The following is a 21,876-nucleotide window of genomic DNA, read 5'->3' on the forward strand; positions in this document are numbered from 1 at the left end:
CCCGTTCTGGACTCCGCGGCCCCCGCGGTGGCATGCTCGACACATGGAGTGCGGTGGGCCACACGTGCGCACGGCTCAGCTGGCGAGGGTCGCCCGGCTGGCCGGGGTCGCGCGGCCGTGTCTCGGCCTGGTCGGCCTTCTTCCACCGCGACCCTTTTACGGGGGCCGGGTTCGGTCCCCGCTCGGCCGCTGATCCCACGCGGCTCCGCGCCAGACCACAGCCCGGCAACACCCGGGCCCCTAGTGGCGCGGGCTGCCGGGCCCGACCGAAGGGCCCACCTGTGACGAACGCCGTCGACGCCGCTTCCGGCTCCGCCGCTTCCAGCTCGGCCGCCGCACCCGCCGACGCCCAGGCCGCCATCCCCCAACCCGGCACCGACCCGGCCGCGCCGCTGACGATCGCCTCCATCGACGAGGGACGTCAGCTGATCGACGACATCGACGCCAAGCTGCGGGCGCTCGTGGCGGCCCGCAAGGAGCTGTCCCGGCAGGTCCAGGCGCTGCGCGCCGAGGAGGGCGGGCCGCGCATCCAGCACGGACGGGAGAACGAGATCATCGCCAGCTGGGCGGACGGCCTCGGCCCCCGCGGCGTCGAGATCGCCGTCGCCGTGCTGACCCTCTGCCGCGGCAACCTCCCCTAGCCTCCGGGCGGCGGGTCACCGCCGGGCGGTCGGGCTGGCGGGCTCAAGTGGTTGGCGCCGGCAGGCCCGACCGCTCCGTTCGGCACGGTGCCCAGGTCCTCGCGCCGGCGCCGGCGGTCCCGCCTGTCCCGCCGGCCGCTGTCGGCGCGGGTGCCGTCGAGGTCCGCGAGCAGGATCTTCAGCTCGGCCCGGAGGAAGTCCCGGGTGGCGAGGTCACCGATGGAGATCCGCATCGCGGCCAGCTCGCGGGCCAGGTACTCCGTGTCGTCCTGGATGCGCACCGAGGCCTCCCGGTCCTGCGCGAGGTTCGCGCGGTCCCGGTCGTCCTGCCGGTTCTGCGCCAGCAGGATCAGCGGCGCGGCGTACGCGGCCTGCATCGACAGCGCCAGCGTCAGGAAGATGAACGGGTAGTTGTCGAACCGCAGCGACGGCGGTGCCGCGAAGTTGTAGACCAGCCACAGCACGACCACGATGGTCTGCACGGCGATGAACCGCGCGGTGCCCAGGAACCGCGCGATCCGCTCGGCGGCGCGGCCGAACGCGTCCGGCTCGTAGCTCGGCCGGATGTGCGCCCGGCGCGACGCCCGCGGCTGGTCGAGCCGCTCCCCCCGACGCCGCAGCAGCCCGCTCATGTGGCCGCGGGAGCGGTACCCACCTCACCGCGCCCGCCCGGCTCCGGGTCGCCGGCCGGCGGAGCGCTCATCGCCCCCGGCGGCATCTCCTCCTCGCCGTCCGGGTTGGGCTGGCTCTCCCGCCAGTCGGACGGCAGCAGGTGGTCCAGCACGTCGTCCACGGTCACCACCCCCACCAGCCGTCCCGCGTCGTCGAGGACGGGCGCCGCCACCAGGTTGTACGAGGCCAGGTGGCGCGTCACCTCGGGCAGAGGGGTATCCGGCCGCAGCGGGGTGATGTCGACGTCGATCACCCCGCCGACCAGGGTGCTCGGGGGCTCGCGCAGCAGCCGCTGGAAGTGCGCGAGGCCCAGGTACCGCCCCGTCGGCGTCTCGTAGGGGGGGCGCACGACGTACACCTGGGCGGCCAGCGCCGGCGAGAGCTCCGGCTCGCGGACGCGGGCCAACGCCTCGGCGACGGTCGCGTTCGGGGCGAGCACCACCGGTTCGCTGGTCATCATGCCGCCCGCGGTGTCGTCCGCGTAGACGAGCAGGCGGCGCACGGGTGCCGCCTCCTCGGGTTCCATCAGGCGCAGCAGCCGCTCGGCCTCGTCGGCGGGCAGCTCCCCCAGCAGGTCGGCGGCGTCGTCGGGGCCCATCGCCTCGAGCACGTCCGCGGCGCGCTCGGCGGCGAGGCCACCGAGCAGCTCGACCTGCTCGTCCTCGGGGAGCTCCTCGAGGACGTCCGCGAGCCGCTCGTCGTCGAGCGCGGCGGCGACCTCGGCGCGGCGCTTGCGGGACAGGTCGTGCAGCAGCGAGGCGAGGTCGGCGGGCCGCAGCTTCTCGAACGCGGCGAGCAGGTTCGCCGCGCCCTGGCCCTCCTCCGGCAGCGAGAAGCCGGTCACCTCGTCCCAGCCGACGGTGCGGACCTCGCCACGCCGGCCCCGGCCGACCCGTACCGCCACCTGGTCGAGGACCCAGTCGCCGGTGCGGGTGGGCTCGATCGCCGCGTCGACGACGGTCACCTCACGGCCGGGCGGGCTCGCGGCGCCGGAATCGGCCGGGGCTCCCCCGCCGCCCGCGGCACCCTGGCCGCGGGCGGTCGAGTCGGCGTGGGGCTGCAGGAGCGTGACCCGGCGGTCGAGCAGCTCGGCGAGCACGCGCGTCTCGTTCGGCCGCTGCGCGAAGCGGCGCCAGCTCAGCCGGGCGGACGACAGCACCACCGCCCCGGACTCGACGCCCGTCACCCGGGAGATCGGCACGAAGATCGGCCGGCGCTGCACCTCGACGGCCAGCCCGAGCACGCGCGGCGGCTCGTGCCCCAGGCGCAGCGTGACGATCACATCGTGGACCCGGCCGACCTGGTCGCCGTTCGGGTCGAGCACCAGCAGCCCCGCGAGGCGACGGCAGTACACCCGGGACGGCCCCGGCCGGGCGGTCATCGGGCGGCCTCGGCCGGGACGGCCCGGGTGGTGGTCGGCGGAACCGGGACGGAGGCAGCGCGGAGGGTCAGCGGAGCAGGAAGGGCCGGAGGGGTCACGGGCGGAGGCTACCCGCGCGCCGGCCGGCCGCAACCAGCGAGGACAGTCAGCGGCGCCGCACCGGCATCACACCGTGCCGCTACCGGCCTGGCACCACACCGGCACTTCGCCGGTACTGCTGCCGGGCCCGGCGGCAGTACCGGTTCAGAGGTACTGGCGGGACGGCCCGACCATCGCGCGCACGGTGCGCCCGTCGTGGAACTCGCCGATCGCGGTCATCACCCAGGTTGGCGCCCCCGGCTCCCGCTGGAGACGGCACATCACCAGTCCCGTCGCCGGCTTCGACTCGGACAGGTCGAACCGCACCAGCTCCTGGTTGGTCTGGTCGTCGACGAGCCGGCAGAAGGCATTGCGGATGTCGGTGAAGGACTGCCCCTGGAAGCTGTTCACCGTGAAGATCAGACTGACGACGTTCTGCGGCAGCGCGCCGAGATCGACGAAGATGGTCTCGTCATCGCCCCCGCCCTGGCCGGTGAGGTTGTCCCCCGAGTGGCGGACGGCGCCACGCGCCCCCTTCTTCGACATGAACCAGACCTTGTCGACGTCCTTCCCGCGGTCGTCGAACAGGATGCAGGACGCGTCGAGGTCGATGGAGCGGCCCTGCTGCGCGGGATCCCAGCCGAGACCCATCCGGACCCGGACCAGCGGCGGGGCGCCGGTCTTGACCAGGGACACGCTCTGGCCCTTGCGCAGCGAGACCCGGCCCTTGTCCAGGTTCACCCGGCCGGGCACCGCGCCGGCGGGAGCACCCGGGCCGGGCGGGCCGGCGGGCGGCGGACCCCACTGCTGACCGGGCGGCGGGCCCCACTGCTGCGGGTTCGGCGGCGGCGGAGCCTGCGGCGGCGCGCCAGGCGGCGGACCCCACTGCTGGCCGGGCGGGGGACCCCACTGCTGGCCCGGCGGCGGGCCCCACTGCTGCGGGTTCGGCGGCGGCGGACCCCACTGCTGGCCGGGCGGGGGCGAGACGACCTGCGTCGGGGCGTCGTACTGCGACGGTGGCGGGGCCCCCGTTCCGGCTCCGGGGCCCGCGGACGCCGGTGCCGCCGCGGTGTTCCCGGAGCCCGGGTCGTCGACGGTGATCCCGAAGTCGGTGGCGATCCCGGCCAGGCCGGAGGCGTAGCCCTGGCCGACGGCACGCACCTTCCAGCTCCCGGCACGGCGGTACAGCTCGACCAGCACGAGGGCCGTCTCGCTGCTCATCCCGGCCGGGTCGAACCGGACGACCTCCTGGCCGCGCGCGTCCCGCACGACCACGGCCAGGCCGCGCACGCCGGCGAAGGTCGGCGGGCCGGCGCCGTCCAGGCTGCCCGTGACCACGACCTTGTCGATGTCGGGCGGCACCGCGGTGAGCGTGAACTCCAGCGCCGACGGCGGCGCGAGGCGCACCCCCGGACCGGCCGGCTGGTTGAAGAAGACGAAGTCGGCGTCCCCCCGCACCTTGCCGGACGGGGTGACCAGCAACGCGGCGATGTCGAGCGGGGTGGACGAAGACACCTCGACCCGCACATCCGTCGTCGGAAGCGGGGCGTTCGCGCCCTTGCTTAGCACCTGTGCCATGTGGGCCCTCCCATCCGCCGTCACAACGAACTGCCGCGGCGTGGCGATCCTACGATCGACCGCTATGAGCGCAACCGACGATCCCACCCACGACGACGATCCGGTGCACGACGATCCTGTACATGACAGCCCGGTGGACGTCGGACCCGACGAGGTGCTGCGGCGCGTCGAACACCACCTGACCGGCTGGTTCGGCCCGGACACCGGGCGGGCCGGAGTCACCTTCCTCGGCACCGACCCGATCGAGATCCTCCGCTTCGGCCCCGACCCCGACGGCGTCGTCCGCTATGTGACCCTCGGGATGGCCCGCGAGCCGATGACGCCGCCGGAGGCCACCGTGCGTGACCCGGCCGGCCCGCGGGCCGAGCTCGTCCTCTCGCTGCGCGGGCACCGTGAGGGCACGGCCCGGGTGCTCGCCGTGCTGGCCGCGGTGCCGGTCGTCGAGGGACGTCCGATGATCGCCGGCGCCGGGCTCGATCTCGGCGAACCGCTGTGGGACGGTGCGCGGTTCACCGCCGTCCTGATCGGTGAGCCGGGCGGGCTGGTTCCCGACCTGGAGCTCGCGGCCGGGGACGCCGCCCGAGCGGCGAGCGCGCCGGCGCCCGTCCGCTTCCTGCCGCTGTTCCCGATGACCCCCAACGAGGCCGCCTACAAGCGCGTGCACGGCGCGACGGCGATGCGACAGCGCTGGCTGGACGCCGGCACGGACCTCCGGGACCCCGACCGCGCCGAGGTCGGCCTGGGCTGAGCTCCGCGGCGGCCGGGTACCTCGGCGGCCGGGTGCCTCAGAGCTCGACGCCGGCCAGCACCATCACCCGTTCGACGGTGAGGTCGGCCATCGCCGAGCTGACGCCCTCCCGGCCGAGCCCGGAGCCCTTCACCCCGCCGTAGGGCATCTGGTCGGCGCGGTACGACGGGACGTCCCCGATGATCACGCCGCCGACGGCCAGGGTGCGGTGGGCCCGGAAGGCCGTGGCGAGATCGTGGGTGAACACGCCGGCCTGCAGACCGTAGGAGCTGTCGTTGACGCGGGCGAGGCCGTCGTCGAGGCCGTCGACCGGCTCGAGTACCAGTACGGGGCCGAACACCTCCTCGCATACCACCGCCGCGTCCCGCGGTACCCCGGTGAGCACGGTGGGCGCGAACGCCGTCCCCTGCCGGGTTCCCCCGCACAGCACAGTCGCGCCGCGGGCGACGGCCTCCGCAACCCAGGCCGCGACCCGCTCCGCCGCGGCGGTGTCGATCAGCGGGCCGACGTCGGTGGCGGGGTCGGCCGGATCCCCGCCACGCAGCTCGAGGACGGCCGTCACGATCTCCTTGCGGGCCCGGCCGAACAGCGAGCGGTCGACGAACACCCGCTGCACGGCCACGCAGGACTGGCCCGCCTGATAGTTCGAGAACAGCGCGATCCGGCGGGCGGCATGGCGCAGATCGGCGGGGCTGGAGTAGTCCGCAGCGATCAGTACCGCCGCGTTCCCGCCCAGTTCGAGCACGACGTGCTTGCGCGGGACGGCGTCCCGGATCGCCCAGCCGACCTGGCCCGACCCGGTGAAGGACACCACCGGCAGCCGTGGGTCGGCGACCAGGGCGGGCATCCGGTCGTCCGTGACCGGCAGCACCGACCAGGCGCCCTCGGGCAGATCCGTGTCGGCGAGCAGCTCACCGAGCAGCAACGCGGACAGCGGCGTGCGTGGCGCGGGCTTCACCAGGATCGGCGCGCCCGCAGCGATCGCGGGCGCCACCTTGTGCGCGACCAGGTTGAGCGGAAAGTTGAACGGCGTGATGCCCAGCACCGGTCCGATCGGAAATCGCCTGGTCAACGCGATCCGCCCCTCACCGGTCGGGTCGGTGTCGAGCCGGTCGAGGTCGCCGGCGAAGCGCCTGGCCTCCTCGGCACCCCACCGGAAGGTCGAGGACGCCCGCGCCACCTCGGCCCGCGCCCAGGTGAGCGGCTTGCCGGACTCGCTGGTGATCAGGCTGGCGATCTCGTCCCCGCGCCGGGCGATCGCGCGCGACACGCTGCTGAGCGCACCGGCTCTGACATGGGCGGGAAGCGCGGCGCAGACGGGCGCCGCGCGGACGGCTGCGACCAGCGCGTCCTCGACGTCGACGTCATCCGGCCGGGCGACCGTGCCGACCAGCCGCCCGTCGAACGGGCTGCGGACCTCGAACGCCTCCGCCGCCGAGCGCCGCTGACCCGCCACCCAGAACCGCGTCGCCGACACCCCGTCCCCACCGCCCGAGCCCCCGCCGGAGCCGCCGCCGCCCGGAGCCGGGCCCGAAGCCCTGGCGGCGACCCGGATACCCGTGGCCGGGGCCGGCGGACCGACGATCCGCGGCCCGGTGCCCGTACCGGCGCTGGCACTCGTGCCGCTGGCATCCGTGGCGATGCTGACGCTTGTGGCAGGGCTGACACCGGCACTCGCGCTCGTGCCGGAGCCGGCGCTCGTGCCGGGACCGGCGCTCGTGCCGGGACCGGCGCTCGTGGCGGCGTTGGTCGCCGTTCCCGCGCTGGTGCCGGCGCCCGCGCCGGACCACCCCGGACGGCCGTCGTCGATCACAGGACCACCTTCTCCTCACCGACGGCGGTGGACCTCCCGGGCGTCCTCCCGGCCCGGCGCCCGTCCCGCGTGATCAGCGGAATCATCGTGACCCCTCCCGGCCCTCGCGCGGCCGAACCGGACGCGGACGCGCGGATGCCCCGCCCTGCCCTAACCCACAGAACAACAAGTGTCCACGACGGGAACACCGCCACTCATTCGGGACCTCACCGACGACGCGCCGTAACCCCACGCTGAGACAACCAGGCGTTCCGTATCCGTCCGGTGGCCCCGGCGGCCCGGCGCGAACCGGTCGGACGGGCGTCGCCGGGCGTCGCCGGGCGCGCCGGTTTGCGTCCCGCCAGCGGGGCGTGTGTTGTCGGGGCCAGCGCTCAGGCGAACCGCGGACAGCGACGGATCGGGGCGGGAGAGATCATGAGTGAGACCGGCCAGGCTCAGCTGCCCCCGCGGGGCGGGCCCGGACTGCCGCAGGTCCGCCGGCTGGTCACCGCGATACCCGGGCCGCGCTCGGTGGAGCTGGCGAAACGCCGGTCCCAGGCGGTGGCCCGCGGGGTCGGCGAAACCCTGCCCGTCTACGTCGCGGCGGCCGGCGGTGGCGTGCTGGTGGACGTCGACGGGAACTCGCTGATCGACTTCGGTTCCGGCATCGCGGTGGTGAGCGTCGGCAACGCCGCCGACGCTGTCGTGGAGAACGTGCGCGAGCAGGCCGGGCTCTTCACCCACACCTGTTTCATGGTGACTCCCTACGAGGGCTACGTCACCGTGTGCGAGGAGCTCGCCCGGCTCACCCCGGGCCGGCACGAGAAACGGTCCGCCCTGTTCAACTCGGGCGCCGAGGCGGTCGAGAACGCGGTGAAAATCGCCCGGGCCCACACCGGACGGTCCGCCGTCGTGGCGTTCGCGCACGCCTACCACGGCCGGACGAACCTGACGATGGCACTGACCGCGAAGTCGATGCCCTACAAGCACCACTTCGGGCCGTTCGCCCCGGAGATCTACCGGATGCCGATGGCCTACCCCTACCGCTGGCCGGGCGGCCCCGCCGCATGCGGCGAACAGGCCGCGGCCCAGGTGGTGGAGACGATCGCCACGGAGATCGGCGCGGAGAACGTCGCCGCGCTCGTCATCGAACCGATCCAGGGCGAGGGCGGCTTCATCGTCCCCGGCACCGGCTTCCTGACCCGACTGGCCGAGTTCTGCGCGCAGACCGGGATCGTGTTCGTCGCCGACGAGGTGCAGACGGGCTTCGCCCGCACCGGCGACATGTTCGCCTGCGAGCACGAGGGCATCGTTCCGGATCTGATCGTCACCGCGAAGGGCATCGCCGGCGGCCTGCCGCTCGCCGCGGTCACCGGACGCGCGGGAATCATGGACTCACCCCACGTCGGCGGCCTCGGCGGGACCTACGGCGGCAACCCGGTCGCCTGCGCCGCCGCGCTCGGCGCGATCGCCACCATCGAGCGCGGGGACCTCACCGCCCGCGCCCGCCACATCGAGCGGATCGCGATGCCCCGTCTGCTCGCCCTACGCGACCGCTACCCGTTCATCGGGGACGTCCGCGGCCGCGGCGCCATGCTCGCCCTCGAACTCGTCGCCGACCCGACCGAGGGAACGCCACCCAACCAGCCCGCGCCCGCGCCCGCGCCCGACCGGATGGTGACGGTGGCCGCCGCGGCAGAGGCCCACCGCCGCGGGCTCGTCCTGCTCACCGCGGGCACCTGGGGCAACGTGCTGCGCCTGCTGCCCCCACTCGTGATCCCCGACAACCTCCTCCTCGAGGGCCTGGACATCCTGGACGAGGTCTTCGCCGACATCGCCAGGCACCGCCCCCGACTCCGACTCCGACTCCAGCCCCAGCCCCAGCCCGACAGTCTGCCGCCGACCCACTGACATCCCCCGCAGGTGGCCTGACGGGCGTCGGATGCGGCCGGTCGCCGGGATGCCGGCGGCGACTGCTGTGTCACGGCCTGGCGCGACGTCCCCGCCCATCGCCTGGGCGGGTCGACCGACATCTGCCACCGAGGTGGACAAGTCCCGTGGGCCAAGCATCAGAACAGGGCTGGCTGGGCATCAATCGTCCACCAGCCGCACGTGGAGGCGGAGGATGACTGTGGCTCCCAATGTCGTAGCTCGCACCATCGGTCGCCAGGAGACCGAATCGCCCGGGAAGGGGTCACCCCTGGAAGGGCCCCCCGGGAGATCCCCCAGGAAGATCCCCGGCAACGGATCGCTCAGGAACAGGTCCCCCAGGAACGAGTCAGTCGGGAACAGGTCGCTCAGGGAGAGGTCCTCCGGGGACGGGCCGCCCGGGGACGGGGGGTCGCCCGGCCCCACGTCGCCCGGCGGCGGGCGGTGACCACCCCGCCGGTGTGCCCGGCCTGCCTCGGCGGCCTGGCGCCGCCGGACCTGTGGAGTGACAGGTGGCGGTGTGAGTCGCACGGCGATGTCGAACCGTTCCACGAGGCACGGTCCTCGCGGGAGCAGGTGCTGCGGAACCTGGGGCGGACCAGCCAGGTGCCGGTCTGGCTGCCGTCCCCGATGCCGGTCCACTGGTTTGTGAGCGGCGTGGGCTGGGCGGGTGACGAGCGGACCGGCCCGCACGCGACCGCGTTCGCCGCGAGCGGGCCGTCGCCGGTTGGCGGGCCGGCCGAGATGGTGCTGGTGGCCGAGACACCGCGGGTGGGCCTGGGCAGCCGGCTGGCCGGGCTGGTGGTGCCGGACCCGGAGCGCCTCGACGAGGTGCCCGAGGCCAAGATCGAGGCGGCGGGGCACCCGACGGCGCTCTGGCCCATTGCCGCACCACCCGATCGGGCGGCGTTCGTCGGGGAGGCGCTGGGCGTCTGGCTGTGGTGCGTGCTGTGGCCGGCGGACGCGGCGCTGCTGCTGCTCGAGCACCTCGTCATGGAGGACCTGCGGGACGATCCGCGGCTGGTCGACCAGTTGCTGTTCGGCGCGGCGGGCTCGCACCTGTCGATCCGCTGACCTCGCGCCGACGCCCCGGCAGGCCGTTGCCCGTGACGTGCCGGGGCGCCGGGCAGCAGGGCGTCTGGAATCCGGGTCCGACGCCGGCGAGTCGGGGAGTCGGAGCGCGGAAGCGACATCGGCCGGTGCTGGCCTCGAAATCGAGCATGCGGCGCCTTTCATCGCGCTACGATTCTGGCTCCCGCCCGTTCGACAGGTCAGAACCGGGAGCCGGAGTGACTATTCTGCGCGAGCCGTCCGGCCACGCCGTCGAACACGCGGAAGCCGGACACTCCCGGCCACGCACGAACATGCTGGGATATCTTCGCACCACCTCGCACAAGGATATCGCCGTCCTGTACACGGTGACGTCGTTCGGGTTCTTCGTCCTCGCCGGGATCCTGGCCATGATGATGCGTGCCGAGCTGGCACGGCCGGGTCTGCAGTACTTCTCGAACGAGCAGTACAACCAGCTTTTCACCCTGCACGGCACGCTCATGCTGCTGATGTTCGCGACGCCGCTGGCGTTCGCCTTCGCGAACTTCCTCGTACCGTTGCAGATCGGGTCGCCGGACGTCGCTTTCCCCCGGCTCAACGCCCTTTCGTACTGGTTCTTCCTGTTCGGCGGGCTGATGGTCGTCGCCGGCTTCCTCACCCCGGACGGCGCCGCGGACTTCGGCTGGTTCGCCTACGCCCCACTGAACAACAAGACGTTCAGCCCGTCGGTCGGGGCGGACATGTGGATCCTGGGCCTCGTCGTCTCCGGGCTCGGGACGATCCTCGGCGCGGTCAACATGATCACCACGATACTCACCCTGCGCGGCCCCGGTATGACGATGTTCCGCCTGCCGATCTTCTGCTGGACGTTCCTCGTGACGTCCGTGCTGGTGATCGTCGCGTTCCCGGTGCTGGCTGGGGCCCTGCTGTCGCTGGAGGCCGACCGGCGCTTCGGCGCCCACGTGTTCGACTCGGAGAACGGCGGCGCCATCCTCTGGCAGCACCTGTTCTGGTTCTTCGGGCATCCCGAGGTCTACATCATCGCCCTGCCGTTCTTCGGCATCATCAGCGAAATCATCCCGGTCTTCTCCCGGAAGCCGGTCTTCGGCTACAAGGGCCTGGTGTTCGCCACCATCGCCATCGGCGCCCTGTCGATCGTGGTCTGGGCACACCACATGTTCGTCACCGGCGCGGTACTGCTGCCCTTCTTCGCCGTGATGTCGTTCCTGATCGCCGTCCCGACCGGTATCAAGTTCTTCAACTGGATCGGGACGATGTGGCGGGGAAATCTGAGCTTCGAGACCCCGATGATGTTCTGCCTCGGGTTCCTCGTGACGTTCCTCCTCGGTGGGCTGACCGGGGTGATGCTCGCGAGCCCGCCGATCGACTTCCACGTCAGCGACAGCTACTTCGTGGTCGCCCACTTCCACTACGTGGTGTTCGGGACGGTCGTCTTCGCGGCGTTCGCCGGCACGTACTTCTGGTTCCCCAAGCTGACCGGCCGGATGATGGACGACCGGCTCGGAAAGATCCACTTCTGGACCGTCTTCCTGGGCTTCCACCTGACGTTCCTGGTGCAGCACTACCTGGGCATGCAGGGAATGCCCAGGCGGTACGCCGACTACGGGCCGGGCGACGGATTCACCACGTTGAACACGATATCGACCGCCGGCAGCTTCCTGCTCGGGGTCTCGACACTGCCGTTCATGTACAACGTGTGGAATTCCTACCGCCGCGGCCGGCTCGCCGTCGTCGACGACCCGTGGGGGTACGGGAACTCCCTCGAGTGGGCGACGTCCTCCCCGCCGCCCCGGCACAACTTCCACCAGCTGCCGCGCATCCGCTCCGAGCGCCCCGCCTTCGACCTGCACTACCCGGAGGTCGCCGGCGTCACCGACTACCACGCCACCCCCGAACTGCGCTAGCCCTCGCCCGCCGGCCGCCCGCGGGCACGGTCAGGGCAGGTCAGGCCTGGGGCGGCGTGAGCAGGCGCAGGGCCCCGGGCCGGACGACGATCTCGGCCGGGAGGTCGGCGATCGGGTCGCCGTCCGCGTAGACCTGGAACGGGCGGTCCGCGTCCACGACGAGCCGCTCGCCCCGCCGCACCTGGACGTAGGGGACCTCGACGTGCCGGCCGGAGAAGATACGCGGGAACAACCGAAGGAAGGTGAACCGCCCGGTGCGCGCGACCAGGACGATCTCCAACCGGCCGTCGGCGATGTCGGCGTCCGGGGCGAACTTCATCCCGCCGCCGTAGTACGGACCGTTCGCCGCGCCGACCGTCCACCCGACGTGCTCCAGTGGCGGCTCGCCGTCGATGGTCACGGTGAACCGGGCCGGCTTCCAGGCCGCCACCCCGCGCAACGCCGCGTAGGTGTAGACGCTCTGGCCGGACAGCCAGGTCGTCCGGTTCGCGATCACCTGGACGTCGGAGTCGAACCCGAGGCTGGCGATCCCGACGAACGGCACCCCGTTCGCCTCCGGCAGGTCCACCCTGCGCTCCACGGCCGCGACGAGCGCGGTCGCGGCGAGTGCCGGATCGCGCGGGATGCCCAGTCCTCGCGCGAAGTCGTTGCCCCGGCCGCCGGGCAGCACCGCGAGCACGCCGCCCGACCGGGCGACGGCGCCCGCCACCCTGCCGACCAGGCCGTCACCACCCAGCGCGACGGTCACCCGTCCCGCCGCGACGGCCGAGCGGGCTAGTTCCTCGGCGTGCTCGAGGCTTTTCGTCGTCTCGACGGAGACGTCCTCGGCCCAGCGGGCGAGCGCCGCGCGGACGCCGTCGAGGACCTTCGCCGCCCGGCCGCCGCCAGCCTTCGGGTTGACCACGACGGTGAGCCTCGAACGGTCCACCGCCGCGTCGGGCACCTCGGCCCGCGCTGCGGTGCTGCTGCTGGCCGTGCCCGGCTCGGTCATCCGTCGTTCCCTCCCCGCCGACGCCCTGCCGGCCGCGGCAAAGCCTACGGCCACCAGCCGTCCGCGACCCCACCGCCGGCCCCGGCTGATCCGTGGCGGCCAGCTGGCGCCGCCCCGGCGCCAGGTCCGGTACCGGACCCCGGTGCCGGACCTGGCGCCTGACCTTCAAAAGCCGCTGTTCGTCGCCGGTGCAGGCTCAGGCCTCCTGCGCGCCGGGCCTCCCGGCCTCGACGACCCAGGTCGCGTCGGTCGACGCGGGGGCGTCCCGCTTCGCGATCGTCTCGACGACCCGCATGTCGGCGCGCCACTCGTCGGGTGTCACGGTGACGCGGGTGTAGCCCCGGAGGTCACCGCGGAAATAGCGCACGTGCGGGTTGAGCCGCGCGTTGTTCTCCCGGACGAAATCCTCGCTGACGAGGAAGAAGCCCGAGCTGATGGACGTACAGACGAACTCGGTCGCGATCACCGGGGTCTCCGGGCGGTCGAAGTCGACCCGCAGGTCGTTCACCCAGGCGCAGTGGATGTCCCCGGCGAGCAGCACCGGGTTGGCGACCCGGGTGTCGCGCACGGCCGAGAGCAGGCGCGTCCGGTAGGGCACGTAACCGTCGTTCTGGTCGAGGTTGGTGAGCACCTCGGAACCGGGCAGCTGGCCGTGCAGCTGGGCGGCCATCGTCTGCTGGGCGATGACGTTCCAGCGCGACCGGGAGGTGCGCAGGCCGTCGACGAGCCAGGCCTCCTGGGCGGTGCCGGACATGGTCCCGGCGGTGTTGTCGTCGCCCAGCCGGACGGCGCCGATCCCGTCCGGCGGTGACCCGGGCTGCGGGGTCCGGTACTGGCGGGTGTCCATCACGTTGAGCGTCAGCAGGTCGCCGAAGGTGAGACGACGGTAGATCCGCAGGTCCGGCGAGCCCGGGTCGAGCTCGGCGCGGATCGGCATGTGCTCGTAGTACGCCTGGTAGGCCGCGGCCCGCTGCCGGGCGAAGACCTGCGGGTCCTGGTGCCGGGGGCCGGTGTCGCCGCTCTCGTCGACCAGGCCGGCGTAGTTGTTCTCGGCCTCGTGGTCGTCCCACGCGACGACCCAGGGGGCCACGTGGTGAGCGGCCTGCAGCGCGGGGTCGGACTTGTACTGCCCGTAGCGGTTGCGGTAGTCGGCGAGGGTCTGGAGCTGGTCGAGCCCCGGCTTCTCGGGGGTGGTGTGCCGGCGGTCGGGGTACCTGCTGTCGGGGTCGTACTCGTAGATGTAGTCCCCGACGTGCAGGACGAGGTCCGGGCGGTCGCCGGCGATCGCGTCGAAGGCGGGCCAGTAGCCGTTCTGGAAGTCCTGGCAGCTCGCGAGCGCGAAGGACAGCTCACCGCCGGGCGAACCCGGCGCGGCCGCGGTACGGGTCCGCCCGACCGGGCTGAGGACGTCGCCCGCCCGGAACCGGTAGTAGTAGTCCCGCCCGGGCTCCAGGCCGCGGACGTCCACATGGACCGAATGGGCGAAGGACGTCGTGGCGAGCTGGGTGCCGGCACGGACGACGTCCGCGAACTTCTCGTCCCGGGCGACCTGCCAGTCGACCTCGACGTCGCGCCTGGGCATGCCCCCACCGGCCATCGGTTCCGGCGCCAGCCGCGTCCAGAGGATCACCCCGTCGGGCAGCGGGTCGCCGCTGGCCACGCCGAGTGAGAAGACCCCGTCGCGGATCCCCGGGATGGGGGTCGGCGCGCGCAGGGTCGGCGCGGGGGACGGCGCCGGCCCGGAACCACCGCCGCAGCCGCCGACGACCGCCGCGGCCAGGCCGCCGATCCCGCCGAGGAGCACCGCCCGCCGGCCCGGCCGCATGGGCGCGGGCACGGGTGAGTATTCGTCCCGCGTCACGGCCCTGATCACACCACAGTGGGGTGAACGGGGGGCGACGATCGGCAGACCATTCCGGTCGATCTGGCAGATAAACGCTTACAGCCAGTTTCGCGAAGATTGATCTACTGTGCGGTGTGTCATGTCCGGTTCGGGTGTTCCGCGGAGCCTCGCGGTCGGCTGTGGTTTGTGGTGACCACGGCCCGCGGGGGCTCGGGTGTTCCGCGGGACACCGCGATCAACTGTGATTCGTGGTGGCCTCCCCCTCGGGCAGGCGGTCCGCGCGGAGCCCCGCCCCCGCCCCCAGCGCCAGCGCCGGAGGCGGGGCCGGAGGGGCCGGAGGGGCCGGAGGGGCCGGAAGCGATAAGTATTCGCGCCAGCCCGGCCGCTATGCACGGCAGCCGAGGAACCGCGGCGGTTGAGTGACAGCCAGGACTCACTCACCCGCCACACATCGCCCGACGGCGGGAGCCAGCGCGCATAACAGCTTGTGTCGCGTTGCACAGAAGGGTATGAATTGGGCATTTCGGGTGGCCCATGGGGGGCATGGGGGGTCAGGAGGTGGTCGGCGGCGAGGGCGGAAACTCGGATGATCCTTCCGAAGCGATCTGTTGAGACGACCGGCCCGATCGGTCCAGTCACACAGGGTCTAACATTTCGCCCCGCCCGTTCCCGACCGGAAGAACAGGATGGCCCCCGACTCGGTACTCGACCTGCTCGCCGTGCAGATGGCACAGGACATCCTGTCGGCGCGGGTCCGTGACCTGCTCCTGGCCGCCCTGGACGGCGACGTCCCGCTCTCCGCGGAGTTGGCCCGGCGACGCGGAACCGCCGGTCCCGGCGAGCCGCCCACCACGAACGAGGCACGCACCACCGGCGGGCCCAGCACGACCGGCAGGCCCAGCACCGCCGGCGGGCCGGCCGTCCACCTGGAGTCGATCGGCGTACATGGGTTCCGTGGGATCGGGCCACTCGCGGTGCTCCCCCTCCGGCCCGGGCCGGGTCTGACTCTCGTCACGGGACGTAACGGCTCGGGCAAGTCCAGCTTCGCGGAGGCCGCCGAGATCGCGCTGACAGGCGACACCCGCCGCTGGTCACGGCGGGCGGCCGTCTGGCGCGGCGGCTGGCGCAATCTGCACAGCACCGGGCCCGCGCGGGTCGAGATCACCTGCACGGTGGAGGGTCGACCCGGGCCGGTCACCGTCACCCGGACCTGGCCGGAGGGCGCCGGTCTGGACGAGGGCGCCGGCGAGATCCGCGCCTCGGACGGCGGGGCGTGGTCACCGTCCGGGTGGGACTGGGCTCTGTCCACCTACCGGCCGTTCCTGTCCTACGCCGAACTGGGCGATCTCCTCGGCGGACGTCCCAGCGCGATGTTCGATGCGCTGCACGCGATCCTCGGGCTGGACGAGATGGTCGACACGGCGCGGCGCCTGAGCTCGGCGCGCAGCCTGTTCACCGAGGCCGCGCGCCGCTCGCGGGAGGAGCACACCGCCCTGCTCGCGGCGCTGCGGCGCAGCACGGACCCGCGGGCAGTCGAGGCCGCCGACGCGTTGCGGGACGCCGCACGTCCCGATCTCGACCGAGCCTGGGCCGTCGCGGCGGGCCTGCCGGCGCCGAGCACCGCGCCACCCGCGAAGCCGGCGGCACCGCGGGAGCCGACGGCACCGCGGGAGCCGACGGCACCGCGGGAGCCGACGGCACCGCGGGAGCCGACGTTGCTGCGGGAGCCGACGTTGCTGCGGGAACTGCTGGGGCTGCGGGTGCCGGCGGAGTCCGACGTCCGGGAGCTCGCCGTGCGGCTGCGCGCGCTCGCGACCGAGGAGACGAGGCTGGCGGCGACGGCGGCCGGCGACGCGGCCCGCCTCACCGACCTGCTGGCCGCCGCACTCGACCACCACGAGCACCAGAACGCCGTCCACGCGGGTGGTCCGTCATCTGAGGGTCCCGAGGACGGCGATCGGGGCCGGGGTGGGAGCGGGAGCCGGCCGTGCCCGGTCTGCGGGGTCGGGCGGCTCGACGAGCGGTGGTGGCACGCGACACGGGCGGAGGTCACCCGCCAGCGGGAGCGGGCCGCGGCCGTGCTGGTCGTGCGCGCCGGCCTCGCCGCCGCGCTGGCCGACGTCGCGCTGCTGCTCGCACCCGCCCCCGAGCCGCTGACCACCCCTGAGCCGCTGGCTCCCTCCGTGCCCCTGGCCCCCTCCGGGCCGCTGACCGCCCCCGGGCCCTTGGCTCCCTCCGGGCCGCCGACCGCCGATGGGAGCACGGACGTGCTGGCCGCGCTGGCCGCGGCCGCGGGCATGGCCTGGCGCCGGTGGGCACGGCTGCGCGACGACTCCGACCCGCTGGCCGTCGCGGACGGGCTGGAGTCCGCCTACCCTCCGCTGCTGCGGGCGGCCGAGGCCCTGCGGGCGGCCGCCCGCGACGAGCTCGACCGCGCCGACGCCGACTGGCGTCCGCTCGCTGCCCGGGTCACCGCCTGGGTCGGGGCGGCGCGGGCGGTCGATGCCGACGCCGGCGCGCTGGCCGACGTCCGACAGGCTCTTGACTGGCTGCGGGAGGCGACCCAGCGGCTGCGGGACGAGCGGATGCGGCCCTTCGCGCAGCGGTCGGCCCAGATCTGGTCGATGCTGCGCCAGGAGAGCAACGTCGACCTGGGCCCGGTGCGCCTCACCGGCAGTGCCAACCAGCGGCGTGTCGACCTCGACGTCACCGTCGACGGAGTGGACGGCGCCGCGCTCGGCGTGATGAGCCAGGGCGAGCTGCACGCGCTGGGGCTGGCGCTGTTCCTGCCCCGCGCGACCAGCGACGCGAGCCCGTTCCGTTTCCTCGTCATCGACGACCCGGTGCAGTCGATGGACCCGGCGAAGGTCGACGGGCTGGCCCGCGTACTCGCCCAGGTTGCCGAGACTCGGCAGGTCGTCGTCCTCACCCATGATGATCGGCTGGCCGACGCGGTGCGCCGGCTGCGGCTGCCGGCGACGGTGCTCGACGTGGTCCGTCGCGAGGGGTCGCTGGTGCGGCTGCGCGGGAACCTCGATCCGGTCGGGCGCCATCTCGCGGACGCGCGGGCGCTTGCCCGGACCGGTGACCTGCCCCGCGACCTGGCGATGATGCTCGTCCCGGCGATGTGCCGCTCGGCGGTGGAGACGGCGTGCAACGAGGTGGTCCGGCGGCGCCGGCTCGGTGCGGGGGCGCGCCACGCCGAGGTCGAGGCGGCGCTCGCGGCGGCGCACTCGGTGAGCGAGAAGGCCGCCCTGGCCCTGTTCGACGACGCGCGCCGGGCCCGCGGCGTCCTGCGCCGCCTCGACGGCCACGCGCCGTGGGCCGCCGACACGTTCCGGGCCGTCCGGGACGGCGTGCACGTCGGGTACGACGGCAACCTGCTGAGCCTGGTCCGCGACACCGGCCGGCTCACGGACCACATCCGGACCCTGGATTGACCCGCGGCCGGCGGCCGGCGTCGCCGCGGTCGCCTTCGCCTTCGCCGTCGCCGTCGCCGTCGCCGGACCTGCGGCTGGACCCCGCGGTGGCGCTCGCCGAGGCCGACCGCCTACTACGGCGGGAGACCCCGGCGGCGGACGGGTCGTGGCCGCGGCTGTGCGCCTGGCTGCTGCGGCTCGCCGTGGAGCAGGCCGTCGACGAGGTGTGGCGGGCGCACGGCCGGCCGGAGCTCGTCCGGCTCTCGATGCGGGCCCAGCTGCTGGTGCTGCCGAGTTTCACCGATCCGGGTGCCGCGGACGAGGCCGGCGCCGCCTGGTACGCGCTGTCCCGGGCCGGCCATCAGCATGCCTACGAGCTGGCTCCCACCGCCGCCGAGCTGCGCCGCTGGCACCAGGACCTCTGCTCGCTCCTGCCCAGGCTGATGGCGGGGCGCGCACAGGCCGTCACGCCGGCGGAGGGTGGCCGGACGGGCGGATAGTGTGGGTCGGATCGGCTCAAGGAGGTCGCGCTGCCCACAACTCCCGCCCCGGCCTCTGGTCCCGCCCCGGCCTCTGGTCCCGCCCCGACCGCCGGTCCCGGCCCGACGTCCGGCCTGGTCCCCGGCCCGTCCTCCGGAATCGACCTGCACACCCATTCGACCGCGTCGGACGGGTCGGTCAGCCCGGCGGAGCTCGTCCGGCTCGCCGCCGCGACGGGCCTCGAGGTGCTCGCGCTGACCGACCACGACACCACCGGCGGGATCGACCGGGCCGCGGCGGCGCTACCTGCCGGTATGACGCTGGTGCCCGGTGCGGAGATCTCCTGCCGGGTCGCGGTGAACGGGCACCAGATCTCGATGCACGTCCTGGCCTACCTGTTCGACCGGGCCGAGCCCCGGTTCGCCGCCGTCCGGGCCCGGCTGCGGGAGGAGCGGGCCACGCACGCCCGCCGGATGGTGGAGCGGCTCGCCGCGGCCGGTCACCCGGTGCGCTGGGAGCGGGTCCAGGAGCTGGCCCGGGGCACCGTCGGACGTCCACACGTGGCGGCCGCGCTGGTGGAGGCGGGACTGGTACCCGACGTGAACAGCGCGTTCAGCCGCGAGTGGATCGGCGCGGGTGGGCGCTTCTGGGTCGAGAAGGTCCAGCCGGACGTCCACGAGACGCTGCGGCTGATCCGGGACGCCGGGGGTGTGAGTGTGTTCGCGCACCCGTTCGCCACCTCCCGCGGCGAGACCGTCGGGCCCGACATCATCGCCGCCATGGCCCGGGACGGGCTGACCGGCGTCGAGGTGGACCACCCGGATCACACACCGTGGGCCCGGGCCCGGCTGCGGGAGATCGCCGCCGATCTCGGTCTGGTGACCACCGGCTCGAGCGACTTCCACGGCGACCGCGATCGGCGGGACCTCGGGTCGGAGACGACATCCAGGGACAGCTACGAGGCGCTGGTCGCGAAGGCCAGCGGGTCCAGCCCGATCCGGGCTTAGCGAACCCGGCGACGGGGCCGGCGGCCGTCCACCGCGGGGCGGCGGGCGGTCAGACGCCGGAGCCGCAGCCGGTGCCGGGCGCGGGCGTGGGTTCGGGACCGCCGAGCCGGCTCAGCAGATCCCCGAGGAGATCCTGCTCCTGCGGGGTGAAATGGTCGAGAACGTGCCGCGCCACACCTCGGAGGTGGGTTCCCGAGGCGTCCCTCAGCCGCTTCAGCCCCGCGTCGGTGAGCGTCGCCAGCGTGCCGCGGGCGTCCGACGGGCAGGAGCGGCGTTCCACCAGGCCCTCTCGCTCCAGGCGGTCGACCAGCCGGGTCAGCCCACTGCGGGACAGCAGCACCTTCTGCGCCAGCTCGCTCATCCGGAGCTGGTACCCAGGTGCCTCGGCAAGCTGCACGAGGACGTCGTAGGAGGCGAGCGGGAGCTGGTGCGCGGCCTCGAGCTCGGCTTCCAGGAGCCGCGTGGCGTGCGCGTGCGCCCGCAGGAGCTGCCGCCAGGCTCGCATGCCGCGGGCGTCCACCATCCATCTCGGCTCGGCCAGCCCGGATCCAGCCGGCCCAGACCCAGCCGGCCCAGACCCAGCCGGCTCGGACTGGGCCCGCCCGGGCTCGGATCTCCCGGACTCGGATCTCCCGGGTTCGGCCACCTTCTGCTCGGCCACGGTCGAATTCTCCCGCCCCACGTGGATCAGAGTACGACGAGTCGGTACGGTCCCGCCCGGATCTCAGGCGCCGTCAAGGGCCGACCGCACCACTGTGCCCGGCTGTACCCATGCGCCCGGCCGAACGTGCCACCCGGGTCCCCGCATTCCCGCACGCCGGGCACCGCCTGCCCCACCGTGTTCCGCCCCCCACTGCCGGGCCGGCCCAGCCGCCCATGCGCGGGCTATCGTGGAACGAGGTCGCACCCGGTACACGACCTACACGCGATCTGCGCAACGTGACCCGTCCACTCGCCCGTCCCGGCGGCACACACCCCGGCGGGCCGATCCCGAACACGACTGCGCCGGACCCGTCGAGCACGGTCCGGCACCCCGAGCCCCCGCAATGTCACAGCCCCCCCGCTATGCCACATCCGAGGTCGGCCACGACCGAGGATGTCGACCCGCGACCGAGGTTTCCCTTGCCACCAGCCCTGCCTTCGTCCGACGCCATCCAGTCCGCCCTCGCGACCGTGCTGGACCCGGAGATCGGACGGCCGATCACCGAACTGGACATGGTGGATTCGGTCCACGTTCGTGACGACGGATCTGTCGATGTGGTCGTCCTGTTGACCGTCTCCGGCTGCCCGATGCGGGATGAGATCACATCCCGGGTCACCCGCGCCGTCAGTGGTGTGGACGGCGCCCGGGACGTACGGGTGACCCTCGAGGTGATGACCGCCGAGCAGCGGACGGCCCTGCACGAGAAGCTGCGGGGCGGCACCCCGCAGCGGGTCATCCCCTTCGCGCAGCCCGGGTCGATGACCAGGGTCTACGGGGTGGCCAGCGGCAAGGGCGGCGTCGGCAAGTCGTCGGTCACCGTCAACCTGGCGGCCGCGATGGCCCGGTCGGGGCTCGCCGTCGGCGTCCTCGACGCGGACATCTACGGCCACTCCGTCCCCCGGATGCTGGGCATCGACCGCGCACCCACGCAGGTCGAAAAAATGATCATGCCACCGCAGGCCCACGGCGTGAAGGTCATCTCGACCGGCATGTTCACCCGCGGCAACCAGCCCGTCACCTGGCGCGGCCCGATGCTGCACCGAGCCCTCGAGCAGTTCCTCTCGGACGTCTTCTGGGGCGACCTCGACGTCCTGCTCCTCGACCTGCCGCCCGGCACCGGGGACATCGCGATCTCCCTGGCCCAGCTGGTTCCCTCGTCCGAGCTGCTACTGGTGACCACACCCCAGCTCGCCGCGACCGAGGTCGCCGAGCGCGCCGGGACGATCGCCGTCCAGACCCACCAGAACGTCGTCGGCGTGGTCGAGAACATGGCCTACATGCCGTGCCCGCACTGCGGCGAGCGCGTCGACGTGTTCGGCGAGGGCGGCGGCGCGGCCGTCGCCGAGCGGCTGACCAGAGTGCTCGGCCACGAGGTGCCGCTGCTCGCCCAGGTCCCGGTGGACGTCCGCCTCCGGCAGGGCGGCGACTCCGGCAAGCCGCTGGTCCTCTCCGACCCCGACTCCGAGGCCGGGAAGGCGCTGCGCGCCGTCGCCGAGCGGCTGACCTTCCGCTCCCGCGGCCTGTCCGGCCGCTCGCTGGACATCAGCCCCGCCCGCCGCTAGACGCTCTGCGGCGGGCGGGAGCATGCCGGCCGGCTGAACCAACGCTGGCTCGGCTGAAGCAAAGCCGACCCGACCGG

General features: G+C 73.7%; 16 protein-coding genes. 9 read left to right on the forward strand and 7 right to left on the reverse strand.

Features of this window, described 5'->3' with window-relative positions:
• Positions 1 to 281: 281 nt before the first annotated feature.
• Positions 282 to 641, forward strand: a complete 360-nt coding sequence (locus tag AC559T_RS01160; protein WP_498867433.1) for a chorismate mutase — start codon at positions 282 to 284, stop codon at positions 639 to 641.
• On the opposite strand, the gene AC559T_RS01165 is transcribed toward AC559T_RS01160, so the two are convergent.
• The 3 genes from AC559T_RS01165 to AC559T_RS01175 all read right to left on the reverse strand — a co-directional run bounded on the left by AC559T_RS01165 (position 638) and on the right by AC559T_RS01175 (position 4,350).
• A complete protein-coding gene (locus AC559T_RS01165; protein ID WP_498867434.1) occupies positions 638 to 1,273 on the reverse strand; it encodes a DUF1003 domain-containing protein in 636 nt (211 codons plus the stop codon). The genes AC559T_RS01160 and AC559T_RS01165 overlap by 4 nt on opposite strands.
• Positions 1,270 to 2,694, reverse strand: coding sequence for a magnesium transporter MgtE N-terminal domain-containing protein (locus tag AC559T_RS01170; RefSeq protein ID WP_498867435.1), 1,425 nt, complete (start codon positions 2,692 to 2,694; stop codon positions 1,270 to 1,272). Before AC559T_RS01170 ends, AC559T_RS01165 begins: the two co-directional genes overlap by 4 nt.
• A 243-nt stretch (positions 2,695 to 2,937) precedes the next feature.
• Positions 2,938 to 4,350, reverse strand: a complete 1,413-nt coding sequence (locus tag AC559T_RS01175) for a TerD family protein (protein ID WP_368956379.1) — start codon at positions 4,348 to 4,350, stop codon at positions 2,938 to 2,940.
• A gap of 64 nt (positions 4,351 to 4,414) precedes the next feature.
• Between AC559T_RS01175 and AC559T_RS01180 the strand changes: the two genes are divergently transcribed.
• Positions 4,415 to 5,098 (forward strand): suppressor of fused domain protein, encoded by a 684-nt coding sequence (locus tag AC559T_RS01180; protein WP_112108117.1) that lies wholly within the window; start codon positions 4,415 to 4,417, stop codon positions 5,096 to 5,098.
• Positions 5,099 to 5,135: 37 nt separating this feature from the next.
• Here AC559T_RS01180 and AC559T_RS01185 read toward each other — a convergent pair whose 3' ends face one another.
• The gene (locus AC559T_RS01185) at positions 5,136 to 6,911 is read right to left on the reverse strand and encodes an aldehyde dehydrogenase family protein (protein WP_498867436.1); all 1,776 of its coding nucleotides are present in this window, start codon (positions 6,909 to 6,911) and stop codon (positions 5,136 to 5,138) included.
• 414 nt (positions 6,912 to 7,325) lie between these two features.
• Between AC559T_RS01185 and gabT the strand changes: the two genes are divergently transcribed.
• The 3 genes from gabT (at position 7,326) to ctaD (ending at position 11,794) form a co-directional block, all read left to right on the forward strand.
• Positions 7,326 to 8,801: a 4-aminobutyrate--2-oxoglutarate transaminase gene (gene gabT, locus AC559T_RS01190; protein WP_498867437.1), complete on the forward strand. Its 1,476-nt coding sequence runs from the start codon at positions 7,326 to 7,328 to the stop codon at positions 8,799 to 8,801.
• Between the two features lie 462 nt (positions 8,802 to 9,263).
• Entirely contained in the window at positions 9,264 to 9,893 is a 630-nt protein-coding gene (locus AC559T_RS01195) for a DUF6758 family protein (RefSeq protein WP_071059329.1), read from the forward strand.
• A 215-nt stretch (positions 9,894 to 10,108) separates the two neighbouring features.
• Positions 10,109 to 11,794 carry an aa3-type cytochrome oxidase subunit I gene (gene ctaD / locus AC559T_RS01200; protein WP_071059328.1) on the forward strand — a complete coding sequence of 562 codons (1,686 nt, stop codon included), beginning with the start codon at positions 10,109 to 10,111 and terminating at the stop codon, positions 11,792 to 11,794.
• Between the two features lie 40 nt (positions 11,795 to 11,834).
• Here the strand turns inward: ctaD and AC559T_RS01205 are convergent, their stop codons facing one another.
• On the reverse strand, positions 11,835 to 12,785 hold the full coding sequence (locus AC559T_RS01205; RefSeq protein WP_020458539.1) for a diacylglycerol/lipid kinase family protein: 951 nt from the start codon (positions 12,783 to 12,785) through the stop codon (positions 11,835 to 11,837).
• Between the two features lie 196 nt (positions 12,786 to 12,981).
• A complete protein-coding gene (locus tag AC559T_RS01210) occupies positions 12,982 to 14,610 on the reverse strand; it encodes an alkaline phosphatase D family protein (protein WP_498867460.1) in 1,629 nt (542 codons plus the stop codon).
• A gap of 704 nt (positions 14,611 to 15,314) precedes the next feature.
• Here AC559T_RS01210 and AC559T_RS01215 point away from each other — a divergent pair.
• The 3 genes from AC559T_RS01215 to AC559T_RS01225 all read left to right on the forward strand — a co-directional run bounded on the left by AC559T_RS01215 (position 15,315) and on the right by AC559T_RS01225 (position 19,534).
• Entirely contained in the window at positions 15,315 to 18,068 is a 2,754-nt protein-coding gene (locus AC559T_RS01215; protein ID WP_498867438.1) for an AAA family ATPase, read from the forward strand.
• Between the two features lie 86 nt (positions 18,069 to 18,154).
• Positions 18,155 to 18,547 carry a hypothetical protein gene (locus AC559T_RS01220; RefSeq protein ID WP_235013910.1) on the forward strand — a complete coding sequence of 131 codons (393 nt, stop codon included), beginning with the start codon at positions 18,155 to 18,157 and terminating at the stop codon, positions 18,545 to 18,547.
• 138 nt (positions 18,548 to 18,685) lie between these two features.
• Entirely contained in the window at positions 18,686 to 19,534 is an 849-nt protein-coding gene (locus AC559T_RS01225; protein WP_498867461.1) for a PHP domain-containing protein, read from the forward strand.
• A gap of 49 nt (positions 19,535 to 19,583) precedes the next feature.
• Here AC559T_RS01225 and AC559T_RS01230 read toward each other — a convergent pair whose 3' ends face one another.
• Positions 19,584 to 20,039: a MarR family winged helix-turn-helix transcriptional regulator gene (locus AC559T_RS01230; protein ID WP_498867439.1), complete on the reverse strand. Its 456-nt coding sequence runs from the start codon at positions 20,037 to 20,039 to the stop codon at positions 19,584 to 19,586.
• Positions 20,040 to 20,656: 617 nt separating this feature from the next.
• Here AC559T_RS01230 and AC559T_RS01235 point away from each other — a divergent pair.
• Positions 20,657 to 21,799: an Mrp/NBP35 family ATP-binding protein gene (locus AC559T_RS01235; RefSeq protein ID WP_071059322.1), complete on the forward strand. Its 1,143-nt coding sequence runs from the start codon at positions 20,657 to 20,659 to the stop codon at positions 21,797 to 21,799.
• Positions 21,800 to 21,876: the final 77 nt, after the last annotated feature.

The organism is Frankia sp. Hr75.2, assembly GCF_949319125.1.
Lineage (GTDB): Bacteria > Actinomycetota > Actinomycetes > Frankiales > Frankiaceae > Parafrankia > Parafrankia soli.